This is a genomic window from Paenibacillus cineris (assembly GCF_018333335.1).
GTDB classification, from domain to species: Bacteria; Bacillota; Bacilli; order Paenibacillales; family Paenibacillaceae; genus Paenibacillus_AQ; species Paenibacillus_AQ favisporus.
Genome location: NZ_BORU01000001.1, coordinates 2,115,342 through 2,137,708, shown reverse-complemented (window position 1 = coordinate 2,137,708; position 22,367 = coordinate 2,115,342). Strand labels below are relative to the sequence as shown.

Annotated in this window: 20 protein-coding genes and 1 riboswitch; of the genes, 2 read left to right on the top strand and 18 right to left on the bottom strand. The window is 53.0% G+C overall.

Going from position 1 to position 22,367, the window contains the following annotated elements:
• Positions 1-173: 173 nt before the first annotated feature.
• The 5 genes from thiD to KI379_RS10190 all read right to left on the bottom strand — a co-directional run bounded on the left by thiD (position 174) and on the right by KI379_RS10190 (position 4,062).
• Positions 174-989: a bifunctional hydroxymethylpyrimidine kinase/phosphomethylpyrimidine kinase gene (gene thiD, locus KI379_RS10210; RefSeq protein ID WP_145134276.1), complete on the bottom strand. Its 816-nt coding sequence runs from the start codon at positions 987-989 to the stop codon at positions 174-176.
• Positions 986-1,834: a hydroxyethylthiazole kinase gene (gene thiM, locus KI379_RS10205; RefSeq protein WP_280518754.1), complete on the bottom strand. Its 849-nt coding sequence runs from the start codon at positions 1,832-1,834 to the stop codon at positions 986-988. Before thiM ends, thiD begins: the two co-directional genes overlap by 4 nt.
• Positions 1,831-2,529 (bottom strand): thiaminase II, encoded by a 699-nt coding sequence (tenA, locus tag KI379_RS10200; protein WP_212983472.1) that lies wholly within the window; start codon positions 2,527-2,529, stop codon positions 1,831-1,833. The genes thiM and tenA overlap by 4 nt, the downstream gene beginning before the upstream one ends.
• Positions 2,530-2,668: 139 nt before the next feature.
• A riboswitch (TPP riboswitch) is annotated at positions 2,669-2,773 on the bottom strand.
• 134 nt (positions 2,774-2,907) lie between these two features.
• Positions 2,908-3,234 carry a YrdB family protein gene (locus tag KI379_RS10195; RefSeq protein ID WP_152403722.1) on the bottom strand — a complete coding sequence of 109 codons (327 nt, stop codon included), beginning with the start codon at positions 3,232-3,234 and terminating at the stop codon, positions 2,908-2,910.
• A gap of 105 nt (positions 3,235-3,339) precedes the next feature.
• Complete coding sequence (locus KI379_RS10190; RefSeq protein WP_145134282.1) at positions 3,340-4,062, bottom strand: class I SAM-dependent methyltransferase; 723 nt, start codon at positions 4,060-4,062, stop codon at positions 3,340-3,342.
• A 123-nt stretch (positions 4,063-4,185) separates the two neighbouring features.
• Between KI379_RS10190 and KI379_RS10185 the strand changes: the two genes are divergently transcribed.
• A complete protein-coding gene (locus KI379_RS10185) occupies positions 4,186-4,539 on the top strand; it encodes a hypothetical protein (protein ID WP_212983471.1) in 354 nt (117 codons plus the stop codon).
• Between the two features lie 143 nt (positions 4,540-4,682).
• On the opposite strand, the gene KI379_RS10180 is transcribed toward KI379_RS10185, so the two are convergent.
• The 8 genes from KI379_RS10180 to KI379_RS10145 all read right to left on the bottom strand — a co-directional run bounded on the left by KI379_RS10180 (position 4,683) and on the right by KI379_RS10145 (position 16,195).
• A complete protein-coding gene (locus KI379_RS10180; protein WP_212983470.1) occupies positions 4,683-5,612 on the bottom strand; it encodes a serine hydrolase domain-containing protein in 930 nt (309 codons plus the stop codon).
• A gap of 154 nt (positions 5,613-5,766) precedes the next feature.
• Positions 5,767-7,326, bottom strand: a complete 1,560-nt coding sequence (locus tag KI379_RS10175) for a response regulator transcription factor (RefSeq protein WP_212983469.1) — start codon at positions 7,324-7,326, stop codon at positions 5,767-5,769.
• Positions 7,304-9,208, bottom strand: coding sequence for a cache domain-containing sensor histidine kinase (locus KI379_RS10170; RefSeq protein WP_244879240.1), 1,905 nt, complete (start codon positions 9,206-9,208; stop codon positions 7,304-7,306). Before KI379_RS10170 ends, KI379_RS10175 begins: the two co-directional genes overlap by 23 nt.
• Before the next feature lie 90 nt (positions 9,209-9,298).
• Positions 9,299-11,005, bottom strand: a complete 1,707-nt coding sequence (locus KI379_RS10165; protein WP_212983468.1) for an extracellular solute-binding protein — start codon at positions 11,003-11,005, stop codon at positions 9,299-9,301.
• Between the two features lie 84 nt (positions 11,006-11,089).
• Positions 11,090-11,914, bottom strand: coding sequence for a carbohydrate ABC transporter permease (locus KI379_RS10160; protein ID WP_373309587.1), 825 nt, complete (start codon positions 11,912-11,914; stop codon positions 11,090-11,092).
• Between the two features lie 83 nt (positions 11,915-11,997).
• Positions 11,998-12,963 carry an ABC transporter permease gene (locus tag KI379_RS10155; protein WP_105443321.1) on the bottom strand — a complete coding sequence of 322 codons (966 nt, stop codon included), beginning with the start codon at positions 12,961-12,963 and terminating at the stop codon, positions 11,998-12,000.
• A 230-nt stretch (positions 12,964-13,193) separates the two neighbouring features.
• The gene (locus KI379_RS10150) at positions 13,194-14,180 is read right to left on the bottom strand and encodes an iron-hydroxamate ABC transporter substrate-binding protein (RefSeq protein ID WP_212983466.1); all 987 of its coding nucleotides are present in this window, start codon (positions 14,178-14,180) and stop codon (positions 13,194-13,196) included.
• A 581-nt stretch (positions 14,181-14,761) separates the two neighbouring features.
• Positions 14,762-16,195, bottom strand: coding sequence for an MFS transporter (locus tag KI379_RS10145; RefSeq protein WP_212983465.1), 1,434 nt, complete (start codon positions 16,193-16,195; stop codon positions 14,762-14,764).
• A gap of 128 nt (positions 16,196-16,323) precedes the next feature.
• On the opposite strand from KI379_RS10145, the gene KI379_RS10140 reads away from it, so the two are divergent.
• Complete coding sequence (locus KI379_RS10140; RefSeq protein ID WP_234489216.1) at positions 16,324-16,701, top strand: winged helix-turn-helix transcriptional regulator; 378 nt, start codon at positions 16,324-16,326, stop codon at positions 16,699-16,701.
• 74 nt (positions 16,702-16,775) lie between these two features.
• Here the strand turns inward: KI379_RS10140 and KI379_RS10135 are convergent, their stop codons facing one another.
• The 5 genes from KI379_RS10135 to KI379_RS10115 all read right to left on the bottom strand — a co-directional run bounded on the left by KI379_RS10135 (position 16,776) and on the right by KI379_RS10115 (position 22,217).
• Complete coding sequence (locus KI379_RS10135) at positions 16,776-17,180, bottom strand: hypothetical protein (RefSeq protein ID WP_212983464.1); 405 nt, start codon at positions 17,178-17,180, stop codon at positions 16,776-16,778.
• A gap of 33 nt (positions 17,181-17,213) precedes the next feature.
• Positions 17,214-18,398 carry an MFS transporter gene (locus KI379_RS10130; protein ID WP_145134296.1) on the bottom strand — a complete coding sequence of 395 codons (1,185 nt, stop codon included), beginning with the start codon at positions 18,396-18,398 and terminating at the stop codon, positions 17,214-17,216.
• Between the two features lie 155 nt (positions 18,399-18,553).
• The gene (locus KI379_RS10125; protein WP_076167041.1) at positions 18,554-19,312 is read right to left on the bottom strand and encodes a TrmB family transcriptional regulator; all 759 of its coding nucleotides are present in this window, start codon (positions 19,310-19,312) and stop codon (positions 18,554-18,556) included.
• 43 nt (positions 19,313-19,355) lie between these two features.
• Positions 19,356-20,144: an alpha/beta fold hydrolase gene (locus KI379_RS10120; RefSeq protein ID WP_076167044.1), complete on the bottom strand. Its 789-nt coding sequence runs from the start codon at positions 20,142-20,144 to the stop codon at positions 19,356-19,358.
• A gap of 66 nt (positions 20,145-20,210) precedes the next feature.
• The gene (locus tag KI379_RS10115) at positions 20,211-22,217 is read right to left on the bottom strand and encodes a Na+/H+ antiporter (protein WP_212983463.1); all 2,007 of its coding nucleotides are present in this window, start codon (positions 22,215-22,217) and stop codon (positions 20,211-20,213) included.
• Positions 22,218-22,367 lie beyond the last annotated feature (150 nt).

Genomic DNA, 22,367 nt, shown 5'->3' with positions numbered 1-22,367 from the left:
AGCGTTGGAATCGTTCTACCATTGTAACACTAAAAATTGGACAAAGCCTAACCGAAGCTCGGTGCAAAAAACCATCTATCGACAACTACTTAAGGAAGCCAGCGCCAAGAAAAAAACCTGTCTATTTAGACAGGTGCTAATCGCTTGTGGTGCAGATAAGGTGTCGGCTGCCTTTATCTTGCCGCCCCTTCCTTTTGGCTGCGGTAGGCCCAATGATTCGTCGGACCGCTCCCGCCGCCAATGCCGAGCGCGTTCTCGATGGCCGCCTGGATGAATTCACGGGCCGTCCGTACGGCCTCGTTGACCGGGCTCCCTTTAGCCAGCTCAGCGGCGATCGCAGCCGAGAAGGTACATCCCGTTCCATGTGTATGACGCGTGTCAATCCGACTTCCTTCCAGGGTCGAAAAGGATTTTCCGTCGAAGGTAAGATCAACCGCCTTGTCAGACGCTTCGTCATGTCCGCCCTTGATCACAACCATCGCCGGACCGTAAGCCGCGATGCGGTAGGCCGCCTCGCAGCGTTCTTCCATCGACCGGATCGCCATCCCCGCGAGCACTTCCGCCTCCGGAATGTTCGGCGTAACGACAGCTGCCAGTGGCAGCAGCTTGTTCTTCAGCGCGTCAACAGCGTCCTGCTGCAGCAGCCGCGCGCCGCCTTTGGCAACCATAACCGGGTCGACCACCACGTTCCTCCAGCCAAAAGCGGCTATACGTCCTGCAACGGCCTCAATAATATCCGCGCTGAACAGCATACCGGTTTTGACCGCATCTACGCCGAGGTCGGTGCCCACGGCATCCATTTGTTCGGCTGCCGCGGCCGCAGGAAGCGGATAAACGCCTTGTACCCCGAGTGTGTTTTGAACAGTAATGGCTGTAATGGCCGACATACCGAATACGCCGAGCTCCTGGAACGTTTTGATATCCGCCTGGATGCCTGCCCCGCCGCCGCTGTCAGAACCGGCTACCGTCAATGCTTTCGGGATGCTCATTGCACAAATCCCCTTCCTGCCGACTCCAGAAGAGCGGTAATGGTTCCTTCCTCCAGCGGATGCCGGTCCATTACAGACAACGCGTCGAGGAAAGCGATTTGGAAGCTTCCCGGCCCCTCAATGCCTGCCCGCTCAAATGCCCGAACGGCCGCTTCACCGTAGTACGCCAAGGCGGCCGCGCCGACGGACAGCAGATCGGATTCGACCGCTCCAAAGGCGGCGATCACCGATGTCAGCAAGCAGCCGGTTCCAGTGACTTGGGTCAGCATCGGATGTCCGCCCCGGATCAAGTATCCTCTCGTTCCGTCGGTGATCACATCTTCTTGCCCGGTAATAGCGACGAGAGTCCCCAGACGGTGTGCAGCCCGTGCCGCCAAGTCGGCGGGAGCGGATTCCCCCGCCTCACCTGCGTCGACGCCTTTAATCGCGCCGGATTCACCAATGAGATGGGCGACCTCCGCTGCGTTGCCCCGAACCAGAGACACGCGGACCTCGCGCAAAATCCGCAGCGCAGCCTCCGTGCGAAATGCGGTCGCTCCCGCGCCGACGGGATCCAGGAACACCGGAACACCATGATCATTTGCCGATCGGCCGGCGATGATCGCCGCTTCCACCAATTCGCTGCTCAGGGTTCCGAGATTGAGGACGACGGCTTGGGCGACCCGAGCCATATCGGCCACCTCCTCTTTGGCATAGGCCATAACCGGGGAGGCGCCAAGGGCAAGCAGGCCGTTGGCCGTAAAGTTGGTCACGACCACATTCGTCATGTTGTGAATGAGCGGACGCTGCTCTTTTATCCGTAAAGGAAGCTGGATGAGTCCGGACGGAAACATATTGGCGGTCATCGTCCCACCCCTTCCGCCGCAGCCAGGGAAACCGGCCAATCCTCAAGCGTAAACGCCATATCCCAGAACATGTACTCCAGCTGACAGCTGGTCAGAAAATGCTCCATCAGCCGTTTTTTTCTTGCGGGAGGAAGGCCCTCCGCCCATTCGTCGAGCAGCCGCCGCAGCTGTACCGTCACGCCGCTTTCCCGGTCCCCGTAAAAGTGCATCCATTCATAAAACGGATGGGATTTCTCCGGCTGGACTTCCTCCAGAAGACGTTGGCCGATTTCCGTATAGGTCCACGGGCAAGGTAACAGGGCAGCTACAATATCCTCAAGTCCCCCCTCGTGGGCGACGTTCAGCATATGCCGGATGTAATGATTGGCCGATGGAGCCAGCGGATAGCCTTGCAGTTCCTCATATGCAACACCGGCGACATCACAAAAGTTTTGGTGGGGATGCGTTTCGCTGTTCAAAATAAACGAGATCTGTTCGTTAAAAAGTGCGGTCGTCTGCCGGCAATCGCATCGGGATATGGCAATGCCATAGATCCGGATATAGGCGTTCAGGTATTCAAAATCCTGCTTCACATAGTGAATCAGCTGTTCCTTGGACAAGGTACCTTCCGCAATCCCCCGTACAAACGGATGTTGGAAGATCGCTTGATAAATGGGATCTGCCGCGTGTCTCAATTCTTCGGTAAACCGGGTCATAATAATGCACCTCCGTAAATTTTGACGAAAATCGCATGTTCGAGCGCGGGGAAGCCAACACAAAAAAGCCGCCCCGAAATGGAGCGGCCGCTATTTGCAGTGTCATCCTGAATGGATCTCATCAAGAAAGTTGCGTATGTAAAGGCCTGCTCCACTTCCCTCCGCCGGTATTAACCGGATCAGGTTCAAAGGGTCCAAGCGATCACTTGTCTCAGCTGCCTCCGCAGCTCCCCTAGTGGATTTTCGTATGATATTTTACAAGTTCATGAATAACTGTAGCTCCGTTTGCCGGTGTTGTCAAACAAAAAAAGCTGCAGGCGGGATACCGGGAAAAAGCTTGTCGATCGTTTATGCGGATCTCCTTCCACCTTCAAGTGTTTATCTTTTCAACGCGTAAGAAAGGATCATCTCGACGATGACGACAGCGGCATAAATGACAGCGGCCGTTCGATAACCCGATCCGTACAGCGCAGCCGCGGCCAGACCGAATACAATCAGCTGCAGCACAGCCCGGACGGGAAGCGTCACCGGAAAGGTCGCTTTCGGTGCGACATACATGCCCCAAAAAACAGCAACGACAATCGGCGAACCTATTCCTGCCACGATACGGATCCACAAGGCGGTATCCAGCTTAAATCCCCACAGGCAAAAGGCTGCCAGTGCACACAGCTCCATTAGAAAAAAGATAAGGTCGATCACAATCATTGCCAAACCCTCCGTTTTGGGCCGGTCAGGGCCTTTGGAATGAAGCCATTCTCAGAGTAAAATTATGCCGATTGTTTCTTGCCTACCGCAGCGACTCTTCCTCTCTCACTCCGGCTTGTGGGCTTTCACAATTAAAAAATGCGGGTGATGCAGAATCCGCTGGTAGAAGTCGGCCGACTCCGGCAGCCGCTCCAGAAACTCGGGAACCGGCCTTGGTTCGACAAGCCGGTCCAGTACAAACCAGCTTGACGTCGTATTGACGATTTCCTGCAGGGGTCTACGGAAGAACGTCACTTCAACGCTGCCTGCCTCCTTCTTCGTCCACCGGTCTACAAGCAGCTCCCGTACAAAATAATCCGGTCTCTTAAAAACAGTAAAGTCCATAAACGGATGATGCACCGAAAACAATAACGTTCCTCCGGGCTTCAAAACCCGCTGAAACTCACGGAACAGGGGATCCCAGTCTTCGATGTAATGCAGCGTTAGCGAACTAAGAATCAAGTCGAACTTATTCGCACTGTACGGCAGCGGTTCGCTTAGATCGTGAACCCGAATCTCCGCTTGACTGCCGACTCTCCGTTTGGCCGCCTCCACCATATCAGGGCTGAAATCGATCGCCGATACCGATGCCCCGCGGGAAACGAACTGCTCGGTATACCATCCTGCTGCGCAGCCTGCATCAAGGACATGAAGTCCGGACATATCCGTTGGCAGCAGTTCCAGCATGGCCGGACGCTCGTAGTATGCGTTGGCGCCGCTGTCCGAATCGGTATGCAGTTCATAGTCCTTGGCGAGCTTGGTATAAGCCTCGAGCACCCTCTCTTTCATGCAACCACCTCCGTAGACTCGCTCTTCTCCACCATATTATACCAACCAACAGAATGGTTGGATATAAATAAACCAGCTTCTTGTAAGCTGTGCATAACTTAATTGCAGCAGGATGCGTTATAAATGACAAGAACAAGTTTGAAGGCGGGGATGTCTTTGTTAAAAAGCGTTTCTTTTTGGCTCACGTTATGTATGATCCTCACCTGCATACTGGATGCCTCCGGACAGGGCTTGGCCAACATCATACTGATCCGGCTGAATCCCTTGCTTGAAGCCTTGCTGCATGACCCGGTGTATTCGGGCTGGCTGTCCGATAAACACGCTTTCGTAACGAACAGCTACTTTATCCCCTTACGGTTCCCGGCATATCTTCTCTCCATCGTCATGGCAGCCATCATCGGTGCGGCGGTTGATCTCCTCATTTACGGGATGAGGCGTGGAATGGCTCGCCGTGGCCATCCGAGGTCGACATCATGATCCCTAAATTCTGGTTGGATGCTTAGCATCACTAATCCTCATTGCTTGTCCAGTAACGGTAAAAGGCTGCCACACGGCAGCCTTTTACGCTTGAATTATTTGCTTTCAGCGGATTTCACGCCTCTGAAGGGCAATGCCTTCTGCTACAGGATGCCCATCGTCCCAGCTTGCTGCAGACACTGCAGGAGGGCGTTATTGAAAAGATTCTGGTCGTCTTCATAACGGCTCGTATACTTATTGAGCATTCTGACACCTACGGCCTGATGCTCCGGGTAGACAACCACATGGCATCCTGCCGCTCCGGTAGCGTACAGCCAATCCGAGCGATGATACCACCCCAGTATACGGCGATCCGGATTCATTGCTTTCAACTCGTCGCTGAGCTGATAAAATGCTGACGGAATCAGCTGACGACCTCCCGCGCTTCCCCGTTTCAAATACAGGTACCCCCACTTGGCCAAATCCCTGGTGCTCGTATACATGTTTCTTTCATGTCCTTCATGGGATTCCAGACGAACCGTAGCATAGGCTGGATTCGTTGCATAGTCGCAGACAAGACTGGCCGTTGGCGCGGTAGCCCATATGGTTTCCTTGCAGCTGAGCGGCTTTAAAACGCGCTCCTCCAGAAACGCCGCAATAGACTTCCCTGACAAGGCTCTCACTACCTGCCCTTGAATCCCTTCCCTCTCCCATTGCATATCATGAAAAAATTTAGGGCCGGAAGCAGTCGCCAAATCGCATAATGTCAGCTGCCCCAAATCTTTACCGGGGTAATCGCTCAACACTTCTGCAACCGGGGTGGATATCGGTACTCCGTTGTCCAGCGCCGCCATAGCCATTGCACAGGAGATATACGTTTTTCTGGTGGAGTAAATGTTGAACATGGAGGACTTCATAACGGGAACCGCTCCTCCTTTATGATGATGAAATCCATGATATTGCTCATAGACGATCCTGTCGTTATGTATGACCAGAATGGATGAAGCTGACGCACCGTATTCGGTGCGTGCCTTTCGGACGACTTCATCCAATGGCTCAAATGCTGCTTGGTTAGCAACGCTGTCCAGATTCACATACACTCCTCCTAATGATAATCATGATAGGAATATATGTTCGCCGACATCATCTAATTTTCCTGCTGCCCGTTACCTTTTTTATTCGCTTCGTTCCCGGTTTTCAAACCAACACATAACAGCAAGTCAGGAGCCGCCAGCCGGTCTCGGGGGTTCACCTCCGCCCTAACGCCTCCTGCTGCGAGCGGTATTCGAGCGGCGCAACGCCTTCCATTTCCTTGAAGACCTTGGTAAAATGCTTCACGTTCTCGAACCCGGCCCGCTCGCTGATTTCGTACACTTTCAGGTCCGTGCTGCCAAGCAGCTCCTTGGCTTTACGGATCCGCAGCTTCCGCAAGTAGCTGACAAACGTCTCCCCCGTATACTCCTTGAAAGCTTGGCTGAAATACGAATAATTCAATGAGACGTGATTGGAAACGACGGCCATATTCAAGTTTTCATGAAAATGCTCCTCGATATATACGATGGCCCGCTGAATCTCGCTCTGGTCAAAATGCATCGACCGCATCCGTTTCACATAATCACTCAGCAGGAAGAGCAGGCTCTCGAGACTATGAAAATAATCATGAAAATGGTTGAAGTTGTACAGATTCCCCACCTGCTTGTGGAGTTTTAAAATGTCGACGGATTCCTCGCCATAGGTTTGAAACACCTGGTCGAATACATGCTCGTTAAAAGCATGGCTGATCCCTTCCAGATACCTGATATCATACTGAAGAATCGTCCGGATATCGAAAATATGCTGCAGCAGCCGGCTCAGCTCGGCATCCCGATCCAATCCGAGCAGGTTGGCCGTTTTTCGGATGTCTTCCAGCGGGATGCGGTAATCCGTCCGTTTGCCGGACAGTTCAGTGCTTCGAATGAGTCCCGGCATGTTTTGGAACAGAAAGTACTTCAACGCCCGGCCGGCCTGCTGGTAAGCTTTCTTCACCTCCCCTGCTCCCGCCATCCGTTCGCTGATGCCGGCCTGGATGGCGCTGGACGACTGGCGGATGATCTCCTCTCCCAGACGGTTGAACGGAGCAGCGGTGTCGGTAAACAATACGAGTTTGCCGTCTTTGTCATAAAAACGGATATAACGTTCACCCGGCAGCCAGCCGATCATCTGGTCCACATAAGCGGTGAATTCGTCCCAGCCGGCTTCCCGGTAGCGTTCCGGGACGAGGACCAGCCCGGCGTATCCGCCCGCATCCAGCCAATCCAGTCCCGCCTGAAGGACCACATCCCGAATGGCGTGCTCGTCCATGCCTTCCTGCAAAAACAAATACTGCAGCCGGCTCACCGCATAATTTTCCTTCAGCGCCTTCGTTCCGCGCAGCTGATCGGCGATTTCCCCCTTCCGGATGCGCTCTTCGTCAAGGCGCCGCAGCGTCCGGAACAGCTCGTCACGCACGATCGGCTTCAGCAAGTATTCCTTCACATTGCAGCGGATCGCCGCTTTGGCATACTGGAAGTCGTCATGACCGCTTAGAATAACCAGATCCGGCCGCGCCTCCTGATCCTGTATACGGTTAATGAGCTCGATTCCGTCCATCACCGGCATGCGGATGTCGGTAATGACCAAGTCCATTTCCGTCTCGTCCATGACTTGAAGCGCCTGCTCCCCATTCGCGGCAAAGTACAGTGCGTAGTCGTCGCCGAATTCGCGGCGAATCATCGCTTTCAGGCCATCCCGGATATTTTTCTCATCATCAACGATTAGCAGATTGCACATGGGCAGGCACACCTCCCGCTAGAATTAGATAAGGCAGCGTCATCGTGACTCGCGTAAAACTTCCTTCGGCGCTCTCCACCCGGATCCCGTGTGACTTCCCGTAAAACATGACGATCCGCTGATCGACATTCCGCAATCCGATGCCGCTGCTTTCCCCGTCGTTGAGCTCCTTCCGCATTTGCTGATAGTCCGCGTCTTCCAGCCGGATCATCAGGTTGATCTTCTTCAGCTTGGATTCGGGAATCCCGTCGCCATTGTCACAGACCTCGATAATGATGCTGTCCCCCGATACAAAAGCATGTATAGCGATTTCCAGCTTTTCGCCCTCGGAACGGGAACCCATCCCATGCTTAACGGCGTTTTCGACGATGGGCTGGAGCGACATCTTCAGCACTTCCTGTTCCATATGGACCGGCGGAACGTTGATGTTAAGCACCAGATTGTTGTCGTAGCGTATGTTCATGATGGCGATGTAGTTTTGGATATGCTCCAGTTCATCCCTCAGCCGCACATGGTTGCTGGTCCACTGCAGGTTGTAGCGCATCATACGCCCGAGTGAGGTGAGCGAATCGGATATCGTGTACTGGCCCTCGATTTCGGCAAGCATCTTTAAGTTTTCGAGGGTATTGTACAAAAAATGGGAGTCGATCTGGTTTTTCAGCGACTTCAGCTCCGCTTCCTTGGTTGCCGCCTGGCGGTTCACCGCCTCGACGATCAGCTCATTCATCCGTTTGAGCATCTGGCGGAAATGATGCGCCAATTCCCCGATCTCATCCATGCTCGTAATATCAATTTCGAAATTAAAGTCGCCTTTGCGTACTTTTTTCATCGAATCGCGCAAAATGTTCAGCTTTTTCAAAATCAAGGAATGCAGCATATAGGACGTGGCCGACAGCAGAGCGATCAGAATAATCGTGGCAATGATAATCGTATTCCGCCGTTTGCTGACGTCCGACAAAGCGCTTTTTAGCGAAACGACGTTGAACAGATAGCTGTCCAGCGGCTCCATATCGCTCGGAATGCACAAATATGGCGTCCCGTTATAGGTAAAGGTAAACTCGTGGTCGGTCTTCTTGCCGTGCTTGGCGAACTCGGCCATGATCGTTTCGACGGGGAGCGTTTGCATCAGGCTCAAGGACGGGTTGGTGAACGCCTTGCCCTCCCGGTTCACCACGATCATTTGCGAGCTTGTATCCTGTACGCTGCTGAAGGTTTTCATAAAAAAGTTGTTCAGCTCCATCGTCACCTCCAGGATCCCGTTATGCTTATCGTTCGGATATTTGATCTCGCGCAGCAGCGTGACAAAATCGCCGACCTGATCGCTGGCCACCGTGCTGTTCTTGATCACGTCCTTATTCGTCGCGCTGATCTCCCACCAGACCAGTCCGTTGCGCCGAAGAACCGTCTGGTACCAGGGCTTGTTCTTGATTCGGGATTCTTTGAAAATAACCGGCCAAAACTCTCTCACGTTCGGGTTTTCCGAATACAGCCGGATGTTGGCAATGTTCGGATTGTTAAACAGATAGTACTGAAAGCTGGAGAACGTCTTCATTTTAAAATCGATCAAATCGGCCGTATCCAGCTCCTCCCGGCTCTGCAGATACTCGTTGATCTCGCTGTTGGAGATGGCCAGCTGGGCCGTCCGTTCCATCACCTGCATGTTGTTGGCCACGTTCGTTTTCTCGATCTCCAGAATATATTGGTTTTTCTTGGTCAAATCTTTGATCGTATTCAGGTATACCCCGTTGAATAAATACCAGGAAACCAGGGTGATCGGGATCAAAATAATACAGATAAACGATAGGATCAGCTTCAATTGAATCGGCATCCGGCCGATGGCGGTCGACAGCCTGGCCATTCGATTCCGGGCAAGTTTGATCATAGCAGCAAGCACCACCCAGCCCATTTATGGTAATAAGCCTGAAAATCCGCGAGCAAAAATCGCGGATTCCAGGCCTGTGTCAGAAGGCGCTTATTTGTTGAGCGCTTCCAGTTTTTTAACGTTCTCTTCGTATGCCTTTTGGCGATACGCGTCAATTTTGTCCTGTTTGTTCTTGTTGCGGTCTTCGATGTAGTTGTTCCACATCTCGTCGAACTCGGCATCCGATTTGGCCAGCAGCAGCTTCGGCAGCAGTTTACCCCAATTCCGTGCGTTTTTGCTGCCGGCAATCCCCTCTTCGGATGTGCTCGGCGGATCCAGGTTGTCGAATTCGGACATACTGATCGATTTGCCTTTCGTCCAGTCCGCCATCTGTTTCTGCGGATCGACGCCCGGCGGTGCCCACTGCAGGTTCATGTTCGTATCCATCAGCATCCAGTAGGTGTAGGACGCGCCGTATTTCTGGTCAAACGCGGTACGGTCCGTATTCAGGAGCTTCACGACTTCCGGCAGGAACTGGTCTTTGCCGTCGATGTTGTCGTAGGTCACGCCCTTTTCGCCGAGGAACAGGTCCTTGTTGCCTTCCTCGCTGATCAGGTAGGTCAGGAACTCGATCGCCCGCTTCTTGTCCTTCACGTCCTTGGAGATCAGGGTCAGCGTCCATCCGGAGATGCCAGGACCGGAGAGGGTCGGAGCGTCCTTCTTGGAGTTGGCCGGACCGTTGATCGCGATGTACGCAGAATTCGGGTCCTTCTGGTACAGCGACATGTTCTGCGCATCAAAGTCGGAGCGCTGGTACAGCATCGCGAAGTAGCGGCCCTGCGCGATTTTTTCTTCCATTTGCGGACGCTTGTCGATGAAGATGTCCTTCGAGAGCAGTCCCATTTCGTTGGCTTTGCGGAACGTCTTCAGCCATGAGATGTATTCGGGATCCAGGCGGCGGTCGTACAGCTTGCCGTCCTTCTGCTGCGGGATTGCCAGGAAGTTCTGGAGATACCCTTCGAGCGAATAGTTGCCGGTCTCGCTGAACTCATGCAGTCCGAGCGGAATGAGCGGCTGGCCGTTCACTTCCGGGAACTTCTCCTTCGCCAGCTTGAGCGCGTTCAGGAACCCTTCCGGCGTGCTCATATCCGGGCTGCCGATGGCTTCATACATGTCCTTGCGAACCTCGAACGTTTGGTTTGACGTGAAGTTCGAGCCGTACTTTTTGTAATCTTCAGGAGAGGACGATGCGTTCGGATAACCGTAGATGTTGCCGTCCGGCTGCGTGTACCATCCCAGTTTAGCAGGGTCGGCTACTTTGAAGAAGTAAGGATCGTATTGATCGGCGAGTTCGTTCAGCGGAAGCACGAGCTTGCCCTCGATCATCTTCTTGACGGCTTCCTCGCTCCATCCAAGCGTGATGAAATCCGGAAGCTTGCCGGAGGCGATCATGGTGTTCAGCTTCTCGTTCTCATTACCCGCCGGAACGATAAAATTGATGCTGACGCCCGTCTTCTTGGTGACATATTCGGCAGTCGCGTCGCCGCCCCATTTTTTATTGAACCACGAAAAGTTCATGTACCAGTCGAACGTGATTGGTGCGTTGTCCGACTTCCAGCCCGGCTCATCCGGATTCGGTTTGGCTTCCCCGCCGCCCGTGGACGACGTGTTCTTCGCATCCGTGCTTCCGCTTGTCGCGGCGGTGCTTCCGCCGTTTGTCTCGCTCTTGCCGCCGGAGCAGCCCGCAAGGGACAGCGCCATCGTGAACACGACGGTCAGAGCGATCATGGAAGTCATGAGTTTGCGCGATTTGCTCATGGATTCTAACCCCTTTTCTTTCGTTAATCTATTAACACTCCCGCCAGGCGGGACTGATAACTATGAATTAACCCGGATTCCCGGTTACTCCTTGATCGATCCGATCATGAAGCCTTTTACAAAATACTTTTGCAGGAACGGGTACACGAAGACGATCGGCGCGGTGGTAACGACCATGGTAGCCAGCTTCAGCGATTGGCTCGTCACCGACACCGCCATGCCGCTTGGCATGGATGCCAGCATCTGGTTGGAGCTTGACTGCGCAACGACGCGGTACAAATACGTCTGGATCGGCTGCAGGTTCGTATCATTAATGAAGATCATCCCGGTAAAGTAATCGTTCCATTGGTACACCCCGTGAAAGAGGGCGATTGTCGCCACCACTGGCATGGATACCGGAATGATGACTTTGTAGAAAATTTTAAAATCGTTCGCCCCGTCGATCTTCGCCGCTTCTTCCAGTCCCGGAGGAATCTCCCGGAAAAACGACAGGAAGATGATCAGGTCGAAGAAGCTGAATGCAGCAGGTATGATATATACCAGAAAATTGTCCAGCAGGTGCAAATCCCGGATCAGCAGGTAATACGGAATAAGGCCCCCGCCGAAGAACATCGTCACCGTGCCGATGAACATATACAGCTTGCGTCCGACAAGCTCCCTTCTGGAAAAGGCATAAGCCACCATCGCGGTAAAAAATACATGCACCGGGGTACCGATCAGCGTCTTGGCCACCGTGACCCCCATGGCGGTCATGATGCCCTCGCTGCGGATTACGGCCTGGAAGCTGTCCAGGCTGAACTGCCGCGGCCACCAGTAAATGCCGCCCCGCATCGCGTCCGCCCCGTCATTAAATGCGTTCACGATGACGTACCAGATCGGATACAGCGTGACGAAGCAGACGATCAGCATCAGCACGGAGTTGAATATTTCAAAGATCGCGCTCGAAGCGCTTTGGCGTTTGAATGAATACACGAAGAGTCACCGCCGTCCCATCAGAATAAGGAAGTATTGTTAAGCCGTTTCGTAATGCTGTTGGCTCCAAGCAGCAGCGCGAGAGCGATCACGTTTTTGATCAGTCCGACCGCAGCCGCGTAGGAGTACCGGCTCTCTGCCAGACCAACGTTGTATACGTAGACGTCTATGACGTTGCTTGACGTTTCGTTCAGCGAGTTGCGCAGCACGAGAATCTGGTCGAAGTTGGAGTTCAGGATGCCGCTGACGGCCAGAATGAACAAAATGGAAATCGTGCCTTTGATCGAAGGAAGCGTAATGTTCCACATTTTTTGCATCCGGCCCGCCCCATCGATCGTAGCCGCCTCGTACAGCTCCGGAGATACGCTCGAAATCGCCGCCAGGTAAATGATCGCCGACCAGCCGATCTCCTTCCAGATGTCGGAAGTGACGACGATGGACCAGAAGTATTTGGGCTCGGCCAGGTATGTAATAGGCTGATCAATCAGATGAAGCGCCATCAGCACCTTGTTGACGATGCCCACATCCGCCAGCCAAGTGGCGAGGATGCCGCCCAGAATGACCCAGGACAAAAAGTGAGGCAGGTAGGAAATCGTCTGAATCCACTTTTTGAACACGATCGAACGGATTTCGTTCAGCAGGAGTGCGAACAGGATGGGCAGCGGAAACCCGATCACCAGCTTCAGGAGGCTCATCCCGAGCGTATTTTTGATCACGTATCCGAGACTGTCGTCCTCCAGGAATTCCTTAAAATGATCCAATCCGACCCACGGAGCCGAAGAGATCGAGTGAATAATGTCGAACTCTTTAAAAGCAATGATGACCCCGTACATCGGGATATAATTGAAAACAATCATCCAGGCGACGCCCAGCAGAGCCATAATCTGCAGATAGCGCTGGCCCACAATTTTCCGCCACAGCTTCCTCTCTTTCGCCTTCTCGGCGGCAGGTTCCCACTCGGCTTCGATACCGGCCCTTGCATTCATGTTCTGGAAAGCACCCCGTTTCTGAAATCTCTTATGTAAGCCCTTTCAGGTACTAATTATAGGCGGCGGTTCCTATGAAAAATAGTCTTCAAATTTTAGTTAAGGTTTCTAAATTTCAGGTGGCATCCGGTGGAGAAGACAGAAAAAAGCCCCGAATCCGACAGAAGGTGCCGGAACCGAGGCTTCTAAACCTTAGTTTCTAATGTAGAGCGTTACAAGTTTTCATTGATTTATTTGACGACGTTGGACAACACGTCATCGATGATTTGCGTATTGGCGATCGTTCCCGAGTACAGCCAGCTGGAATGATCGTCAAACTCATACACATGGCCTTCCTTGACGGCCGGGATGTTGGCCCATACCGGATCCTTCAGCAGCTCATCCTTCGATACGCCGCGGCTGTTGACGATAAACAGATAATCGGCGTCCATTTGCGCGAATTTTTCCAGCGAAACCTGGTTCCAGCTCGCCGTGCCGGTTTTGGACAGTTCTTCTACCAATTTAGGCTTCGCGAGTCCCAAATCATCATACAGCACCGAGCCGCTGGACAAGTGGTCGCTTGACACGTAAATGTCTTTGCCCGTCACCCAAAGTGCCGCTGCCGTGTGCGTGCCGATGGCCTTCTGAAGCTGCTCCTTGGCGTCCGCCGCTTTCTTATCATAAGTTTGAACGGCTTCCTCTGCTTCCTTGCTCTTACCAAGCACTTCGCCAACCGCCTTCAATTCTTCGCGCCAATTGTTGCTCTTCTCTTTACCTACGACGTAGGTCGGTGCGATCTTGGAGTACTGCTCGTATTTGTCATCCGTCGCCATGTCCGCACTGCTCAGAATGATCAGATCCGGCGTAAAGCTCATGACGGCTTCATATGGCAGGTCATAAGAGATTTCCGGAATGCCGTTCAGCTGATCCTGCAGGTAATACTGCACGGAACCTTTGCCAGTCGACCACTGGGCAACCGGTTTGACGCCAAGCGTCAGCAGATGATCTTCCAAATAGGATGCGATGATCCGCTGCGGATTAGCAGGCACTTTCACTTCGTGGCCGAGCGCGTCCGTCAGCACGCGTTCCTGCTTGGTATCCGCAGTGCCATTCCCTCCTGCCGCTGCTCCCGATTCGGTTATATTTGAATTGCCGGCTTTATCGCCGCAGGCGCTGGCCAATACGGTAAAGCTCATCAGCAGCGCGAGCAGCAGTGATCCTTTAAGTTTGAGTTTCATGATCGTATGTCCCCTCCACTGGTTCATTCTATCTAGGCTAGAGTCTCATTATTTTTACGAAAACCTATATGTACATCCATGATCCATCCGGTTTTACGTGAAAGATATCTCTTTAAGTATCATAAGTGATAATGAATCTCATTATCAAGTGTTTTTTTCGTGACAGTGACCCGTCTTTGGGTATACTTGGTATTAAATAACCCACAGGAGCGAGAAATATGAGAAGAAGCGGTGTCATATCATTAGGCGTTGCCCTCGTCTGCTGGATTGCGTTTAGCCTCCTCATGACAACCCCAAACCTCACATTCAGAATTGGACAACGGATTCGGTTGGACCCTTTCGGTCTTCTGCTCATAGCCGCCACCTGTTTTTTCTTTGGGGCATAGCCGGACTTTACCCTGGAGGGAGTCGAAAGCAAATCATTCTCTCATTTGGTATCATACTGCTAAATATGATGCTGATCTTTTGCCTATTGTATATCGTCTTCATCGGAAGGCTTATCTCTGAGGTGTAGAATTCTGTATATCCTTCCGATGAAGCCCTTAAGCTATCCTTTAGTGCTTCTAAGTCAGCCCTTGCTCTCATTTATGGAGTCGAATCAAATTCATTAAACCAATCAGCACAGCTGTGCCTAAGGCAAGCAGGACCCACAGCGCGTCTCTGAACGCTGTAACGTACCCGTGGTGATCCGCCAGAGTATAAAACACACCGCCCAATATCGCTATCCCTAATGCCTGAGAGATTTGGGTCATCGTTGTCAGAATCCCCGAGGCAGCCCCTGAATCTTGCTGGCGGATCCTGAAAAGTATCGTCTGAAGCAGCGGGGGAGCAATGACTCCCTGGCCAGCTCCCACAAGGAGCATAAGCAGATACAGCAGCGTTTTGCTTACATGTTCTCCCGATTCATATAATAGACCGATCAGCGCAAGATCGCTGACGAGCATTAGGATCGCGCCCCAATATACGACTTTTTCGGAAAAAGCCTTGACCAGCTTTTGGGCAAGCATGGATGATGCGGCGAACCCGATTCCGAGCGGCAGAAAAGTTAAGCCTGATGCCAGCGGCGATAGTCCCAGCCCCTGCTGAAGAAACAGGACGAGAACAAAGTATAAGCCGGCGTTGCCGGAATAATAGGCTAATGTCACAAGCAGACCTCTTGTAAAAGCAGGGTATTGAAAAAGAGACAGCTGAATGAAAGGTACTCTTCCTTTCTTTTTCACATGGCGTTCATAGGCCAGACCGAGCGAGATGACAAGTGCCGCCAATGCCAAGGATGCATAGGTCCACCAGGGCCATCCCGACTCTCTTCCGCTGATCAGCGGGTATATCAGGAGCAGCAGCCCCGCTGTGATGGACGAAAGACCGATGATGTCCAATTTGACGACGGGCGAATCCGAGCGTGATTCTTTTAGTACGATCATGGATCCGACGATGGAGATGATTCCGAATGGAATATTAATAAAAAATACGTTCCGCCATCCCAGTCCTGCGATGTTCCATTCCAGCACAAAACCGCCTATAATTTGCCCGGCAACGGATGCCAGACCGATCACCCCGCCGTATATGCCCAGCGCAATCCCCCGCTCTCTTCCGGTGAAATGCACCTGAATGGTCGATAGAACCTGCGGAATCATCATAGCTGCCGACATGCCCTGGAGTACCCGCGCGGCAATCAGCAGCTCAGCACTTGGGGCCATGCCGCAAAGAGCGGACGCAATGGTGAAACCTGTCATTCCCCAGAGAAACATCCGTTTTCTCCCCCAATAATCGCCCAACCGCCCGCCGGTCACCAATAAAACAGCATAAGCGATCGTATAGGAAGTCACCACCCATTCAACTTGCCCGTCGGTTGACGAAAGGCCTTTTTTAATATCGGGTATCGAAACATTCACAACAAATACGTCAAGAATTGCCATAAAGGTCGCAAACAGGATGACGGTCAAGGACCACCAGCGGTATCCCGCTACAGAAGGTGAAGCTGAAGCTTGTCGGCCTGTTAAAGCTTGATTTTCCATATCCTTTTCTCTCCTTTAGTCCATGTATGCAGCTGCTGATCTGATTATATGTGCTAAAATGGAGAGAAGTAAGTACGCACATTTTTGTGGTACAGTATACTTCTTGTAACTTATGAGGAGGGATCGGGTTGAAGAAAAATCCGGAATATGGTGTACTCCGCGCCGAATATCTCCAGGGCTGCTCGGTTGAAGTCGCCTTGAATATCATTGGGGGCAAGTGGAAGGGAATGATCCTGTACACCCTTCTGGACGGCACCAAACGCTTTAACGAACTGCGTCAGATCATTCCAGGTATTACGCAGCGCATGCTCACACTTCAGCTTAGGGAGCTGGAGGACTGCGGAATCGTCCAAAGAGTGGTTTATCCTGAGGTCCCCCCAAGGGTGGAATATTCGCTGACCGAGTTCGGCCAGACGATCAAACCGGTCATTCTGCAGATCAGGGAATGGGGCAGTTCTTATAAAAAAGCGATGGGCGGCCACCTTAAACAATCCAACTCCAACTAAGCACCGATTAAGATACCCCCTTATGCTAAAACACTCCACCATTGCACAAAAAAAGGAGGGATTATTCCCCTCCTTCATCCGTTGATCAATACCGCAAACGCCTCATACGGCCGCAGCCGCATCGCTTCGGATGGAACGGTATCCGGATAGACGGATACCATTTTCTGTCCGCCTGTTATTCCGTCACCCCGGAATGCCGCCTCCTCCTTGTTCATATTCGCTACGATCAGCAGCCGATGCTGATCCATGCTTCGTTTGTAAGCAAATATATCGGCATCTCCCACGTCAACCAATTCAAAGCTTCCGCTCTCAATCAGCTCGTGAATGACGGGGTCTTGGGCAAACCGCCCCAACTCTTGGTAAAAGCCGTCTGCTTCTTCATCACCGCCGGTCACAGGGCAGATCCGACCCTGCATCAACTGAACGGTCAACGCCATGCATTTGGCGGGCTCCATATTCCACTGTTGTTCCATTGACATTCCGCTGTGCCGCCACTGCGGAATTCACCTCCATCATGATGTTTCCTGGACGCCCGCAGCCGCACGGGACTCGACCCGGCGCTTTTTCCATGTAATCGACAGCACCGCGGATCCCAATGCGAGCAGGACGAAAATAACGCCAACCCAGGCGTTGTAATACACCGACGATCCTTCGATCACCATGCCTCCAATCGCCGACCCCAGCGCAATACCGATATGGGATGCCGAGCTGTTCAAGCTCTGCTGGATGTCCGGCGATTCCGGTGCCGCTTTGATCAGGTAGCTCTGCATCGAAGGAGAGATCGACCAGCTGAGCATGCTCCAGACGATCATCACGATCAGGCAGACATACACCGAAACCGTAGATACCGGCATCAACAGCATGGCCACGGCAAACACGCTGACAATGGTTAGAATGCTTTTCTCAGGCCCAAACCGGTCGGTGACCCAGCCCCCTGCCCCGCCGCCAAGAACAGCCGCGATGCCAAAAATAAAATAAAACAGGCTGAGCATGGAAGGACTCAGGTGCAGCGTCTCCTGCAGAAACGGCGTCAGATAAGCATATAAGGTCAGGTGTCCGGTCAGCATCAAAATCGTAATCAGCTGGCCAAAAATAATTTTGCCGTTTTTCAAGGATGCCAGCTGCTTCCGCAGCGGCACGGTCTCGCTGGGAGGCGTTTTGGTAATAAAAATTTGCACCGCGATAAACGATATAACGGCCAGAATGGAAATCATAACAAACGGAGCACGCCATCCAAAAGCGTTGCCCAGCATCATGCCCACAGGTACGCCCAGTACGAGGGAGCCGCTGACTCCCATAAAGATAACGCCGATTGCCCGGGCTCTGTACGCCGGTTCCGCCATCTGGGAGGCCATCGTGATAGACAGCACGGTGATGAGCGCGGCGCTCGCCGCCGACAAAATTCTCGCGATCACCATCATCGTGAAATTCGGGCTGACGACCGAAAGCACATTGCCGGCAATGAAGACCAGCAGGGCGCATTGGTACAGCAGTTTACGTTCGACCCTCGAAGCTGCCGCCAGCAGCACAGGTCCCGATACGGCAAATACCACGGAATATAAAGTGATCAACTGCCCGGCTGTGCTCACCGAAATATGAAGGTCCGATGAAACGAGATCCAGCATCCCCCCGACGATCAGCTCCACCATTCCGGTCACGAAGCAGGCGATCGCTAGAATGTAAATTTTAAAATTCATGCAGCATGTAACTCCCCTCTGTAAAAATCTCTCTGTTCCATGTCTCTTATGGTTACTACTGCAATGGTAACCTAATTCAAAATGAGGATCAACCCCTATTTTTTGCATACAAAAAACGGATGGATCCGGGTCCACCCGTTTTTCACGTGACGCGCTTAATATTTCAACTGAAGCAATTCCGTCATAATCTCCTCGTCGTTCAGCAGAATATCATTGTATTTGCCCGTTATTTTCGCCAGGAGCAAATCGTGATGGAAATAGTCCGTAAACACGCGCACAAACGGCTGTGACTGGGTCTTGATCGCCTGCCACGAATCATTCTCAACGCCGGCGAATACGACCTCGCGGTCGTCTACAATCAGCAGCCTGAACCGCTCCAGCATGACATGCTGCTCGCTAGGCTTCATAGGGACGATCTGGGGCAGGCCATCAGGCGTATCGCCAATCACGACACCTTCCACTTTGACGCCATTTTGCTGCTTGTCCAGCAGGATAGGCAGATACTTGTGGAAATCGTCCTCCCACGCCGAAAACCGGATCGAGCGCTCTGCATTCTCCATCATCTGCTTTAACTGGGATCCGATCGATGAGTCTGCCTTCAAGCTCCAGACATGGTCGTCGATGACTGCTTTCTGAACCTTATGCTGCTCCAGCTCCTGAATGTCCGACTGAAACTCTGACGTTAATTTCTCGATCACGAGCGGAAGTGGCAATGCGGTATACAGCTTCTTTTTTTCCGAAACGGATTCCAGCACCATCCCCTTCTCCACCATCCGGGAGATCACTTCATATATCTTCGCCTTGGGCACGCCGGAATGCTTCACGATCATCGTGGCGTCCATCGGCTGCTCCGCCGACGCCAACGCCTCGTACACCTTGCTCTCATATTGTGAAAATCCGAATTTATGTAACATGACTTTTATCCCCGCTCCCCTTGCTGCTTGGTCGGTGCAATCTTCAGCTTTGTTCCGGAGGCGCAAGCAGGAAGCTTCTTACCGTTTCGTCAAACCGCTCCGGCTCCTCCACATGCGGCGCATGCCCGGAATGAAGGAATTCCACGTACCGCGCTCCCTTAATGGCATCCGCGATTTCTCTGCCCCACTCCGGCGGATTCAGACCGTCGTATTTCCCGCTGATGATCAGCGTCTCCGCCGTAATCCGGCCATAATCGGGACGGAAATCAAACCCTTCAAGTGCCCGGTTGGAAGCGGCGTTCTGCTCCTCCGTCAAGCTTGTTCCACCCTCTTGAACATGCTGCATCCACGCTCCGACCAATGAGAGATTGTGAAACATGTACCGGCTTAAATGCTGCACCTTTGCCGGGGTATCCATACCTTCCAGTTCCTCGGCATGCTCGCTGAATAAACGGGCCATCGACGAGGTCCTGCCGTTGGACTTGGGCGTGACAAGAACCAGCTTCTCCACCCGCTCCGGAGCGGCAATGGCGACTCCTTGTGCGATATAGCTTCCCATCGATCCACCCACCAGGTATACCTTGTCCAGCTTCAGGAAATCCATCACCGCAATGACATCCCGGACATGATCCGAGAGACGGTATTCTGCCGGCTTATCCGACAGGCCATGCCCTCTGGCATCAATGGCAATGACGCGAAAATCAGTGCTGAACGAGTGAATGGCGTGTTCCATCGAGTGAACGTCCAGGCCAAGCCCATGCAATACAATCAGCGGGAAGCCGGTTCCTTCATCGACATAATGGAGCTTGATCCCGTTAACGAAAGCTTCCATACTCTCCCCTCCCCAACCGGAATGAGCTTATTTTACCATTCTCAGCAGGGAAGGCAAAGCAGCTTTCTATGCATGCTCCCCTTCCTCCTCATGCACGGTTTGCGATTCAAACAGATGCGCCTCATGATAATTGACATCCAGCCTTAAATTGTTGGCCAGCGCCCGGCTGATCTCACCCGCTTCGAACAACCGTTGAATTTCGTTCCGCTCCGACTGGATGGCCTTGAGCTCAAGCTCCCGGCGGACCGCATCCATCTCTTCAGCCCGCTCCTCGTGTGCAGGCTCCTGTGTCAGATGCAGCTCCAGCCCGCGGTAATCGGCAATAATCATGGCGATGGTGTCCCGATTGCCCGCTGTCTCCAGCGCCTTAACCCGCTCTATCGCAGCACGGATCGCTTCCAGCTTCAGCGCCTTATAAGCATTCCACTTCGGGTGGTCTGGTGTCATGCGGGCTTTTTTGTGTTTGCTGCCTTGAAACAGCCGGGTGATGGCCGACCATCCGACGATCATCAGCTTCTTCACCTTGAAACGGGTGGACAGCAGCAGCTCGATCTGTGATATTGTGGCCTTGAACCGATCCGCAAGTTTTGGCGATATCCGCTCTTCCTGCAGCCATTGGTCCGCGGTTTCCTTCTCTGCCTCAAGCGCCTCCAGCCGGATTTCCACAGCCTCTTTCCATAATCGGTTCATTTCCGCACGATCTCTGAATCTGCACATCTGCAGCCTGCGGGAATACGCAGCGATCAGCTCGATAGCCTGCTGCCGGTTTTCATCGTTTTTCTCCTCTTTGACCGTTCGGAGACCCGCCTCAATGACACGGATGCGCGCTTGTCTCTCGGCATCCTCGGCGAGAGCGGGATCCACCTGGGGACCGCGGGTCAGGATGGGCAGTATAACGCTGGCACTAATCAGGGTCAGCAGAATGACGCCTGAACAGATAAAGAGGATCAAGTCCCGTTCTGGGAAAGGACTGTTGTCGGCCAGTGTCAACGGAATGGAGAAGGCCGCCGACAGCGTAAGGGCTCCCCGGACACCGGACAACGCTGTCAGCACGGCGGAACGGAATTGGCGGTTCGATGCCCATACCCACACAAAGCGAAGGACCATTAATACCAGCGTAATCAGCACGATATAGGCAATGGATTGGCCGTTATTGTATGCCTTGTCCTGCCATACCGTCCGGATGACGCCGGGAATTTCGAGTCCAAGCAGCAGAAACACGAGACCGTTCAAGGAGAATAGGATGACCGACCACGTGCTGTCGGAAACGATGCGCAGGCGCGCTGATCCCGTCCTCATCCGGTCCCGTTCGATCGCATGGGTTACACCGGCAGCTACGACGGCCAAAATACCGGATACGTGAAATTCTTCAGCAATCCAATAGATCAGAAACGGTGTCAAAATAATAATCAGCACATGTAATGTGACATCTTCCATCCCAAGCCTGCGCAGCAGCATGCGGAGCCAAATCGCCAGGAAGCCGAGCAGCGCTCCGACCACAATCCCGCCGACCGCGATCACGATAAAGCTGCCGATCGCCCGCGGCAGGGAGAAATGGCCGGTGACGGTTGCGGCAATGGCAAAATTAAAAGCAACGAGGCCCGAAGCGTCGTTCATCAACGCCTCACCTTCGAGCAGGCGCATGATGCGGCCCGGGAGCTTCACCCGGCCGGACAGCGAGCCGACAGCCACCGCATCGGTCGGCGACAGAATGGCCGCCAGCGCAAAAGCCGCCGACAGCGGGATGGCCGGAATGAGCCAGTGAATGAACGGCCCTGCAATCAGCACGGTGGCAAACACGAGGCCGAGCGCCAGCAGCAGAATGAACGACCGCAGCTGCCACAGCTCGTCGCGGGGTGTCATTTTTCCATCATTAAAGAGCAGCGGCGCGATGAAGAGCAGCAAGAACAGTTCGGGATTCAGCGGTACATGATGCATGCCGGGAATGTACGTGACCGCGACGCCCAGCGCAATCTGGATCAGAGGCACCGGGACCGCCGGGATAAAATGATTGATGACGTTCGATATGCCGATCAGAATAAGAAGAACGATGACCATCAGTAACAGTTCCATAGTGATTTCCTGCCTTCTTTCTGCCAAATGTCGATATGGCTAACATTCCCGGAAGAGGGATAATTCATGAGTTGAAGTCAGCCGATCCGGCAGGGATAAATCATGAAAGCAAAACCGGCTGTATGACACAGCCGGCTGTCTGTCTAATGC

What these genes read in the sequence shown, in the direction of transcription:
- tenA (WP_212983472.1), bottom strand. Translation starts at nt 2,529, where the DNA reads ATGACCCGGTTTACCGAAGAATTGAGACACGCGGCAGATCCCATTTAT.
- KI379_RS10170 (WP_244879240.1), bottom strand. Translation starts at nt 9,208, where the DNA reads ATGATCAAACTTGCCCGGAATCGAATGGCCAGGCTGTCGACCGCCATC.
- thiD (WP_145134276.1), bottom strand. Translation starts at nt 989, where the DNA reads ATGAGCATCCCGAAAGCATTGACGGTAGCCGGTTCTGACAGCGGCGGC.
- thiM (WP_280518754.1), bottom strand. Translation starts at nt 1,834, where the DNA reads ATGACCGCCAATATGTTTCCGTCCGGACTCATCCAGCTTCCTTTACGG.
- KI379_RS10125 (WP_076167041.1), bottom strand. Translation starts at nt 19,312, where the DNA reads ATGTTACATAAATTCGGATTTTCACAATATGAGAGCAAGGTGTACGAG.
- KI379_RS10185 (WP_212983471.1), top strand. Translation starts at nt 4,186, where the DNA reads ATGACAAGAACAAGTTTGAAGGCGGGGATGTCTTTGTTAAAAAGCGTT.
- KI379_RS10150 (WP_212983466.1), bottom strand. Translation starts at nt 14,180, where the DNA reads ATGAAACTCAAACTTAAAGGATCACTGCTGCTCGCGCTGCTGATGAGC.
- KI379_RS10160 (WP_373309587.1), bottom strand. Translation starts at nt 11,914, where the DNA reads ATGCTGATCGTCTGCTTCGTCACGCTGTATCCGATCTGGTACGTCATC.
- KI379_RS10120 (WP_076167044.1), bottom strand. Translation starts at nt 20,144, where the DNA reads ATGGAAGCTTTCGTTAACGGGATCAAGCTCCATTATGTCGATGAAGGA.
- KI379_RS10190 (WP_145134282.1), bottom strand. Translation starts at nt 4,062, where the DNA reads ATGAAAGAGAGGGTGCTCGAGGCTTATACCAAGCTCGCCAAGGACTAT.
- KI379_RS10195 (WP_152403722.1), bottom strand. Translation starts at nt 3,234, where the DNA reads ATGATTGTGATCGACCTTATCTTTTTTCTAATGGAGCTGTGTGCACTG.
- KI379_RS10165 (WP_212983468.1), bottom strand. Translation starts at nt 11,005, where the DNA reads ATGAGCAAATCGCGCAAACTCATGACTTCCATGATCGCTCTGACCGTC.
- KI379_RS10145 (WP_212983465.1), bottom strand. Translation starts at nt 16,195, where the DNA reads ATGGAAAATCAAGCTTTAACAGGCCGACAAGCTTCAGCTTCACCTTCT.
- KI379_RS10155 (WP_105443321.1), bottom strand. Translation starts at nt 12,963, where the DNA reads ATGAATGCAAGGGCCGGTATCGAAGCCGAGTGGGAACCTGCCGCCGAG.
- KI379_RS10115 (WP_212983463.1), bottom strand. Translation starts at nt 22,217, where the DNA reads ATGGAACTGTTACTGATGGTCATCGTTCTTCTTATTCTGATCGGCATA.
- KI379_RS10175 (WP_212983469.1), bottom strand. Translation starts at nt 7,326, where the DNA reads ATGTGCAATCTGCTAATCGTTGATGATGAGAAAAATATCCGGGATGGC.
- KI379_RS10135 (WP_212983464.1), bottom strand. Translation starts at nt 17,180, where the DNA reads ATGTCAATGGAACAACAGTGGAATATGGAGCCCGCCAAATGCATGGCG.
- KI379_RS10130 (WP_145134296.1), bottom strand. Translation starts at nt 18,398, where the DNA reads ATGAATTTTAAAATTTACATTCTAGCGATCGCCTGCTTCGTGACCGGA.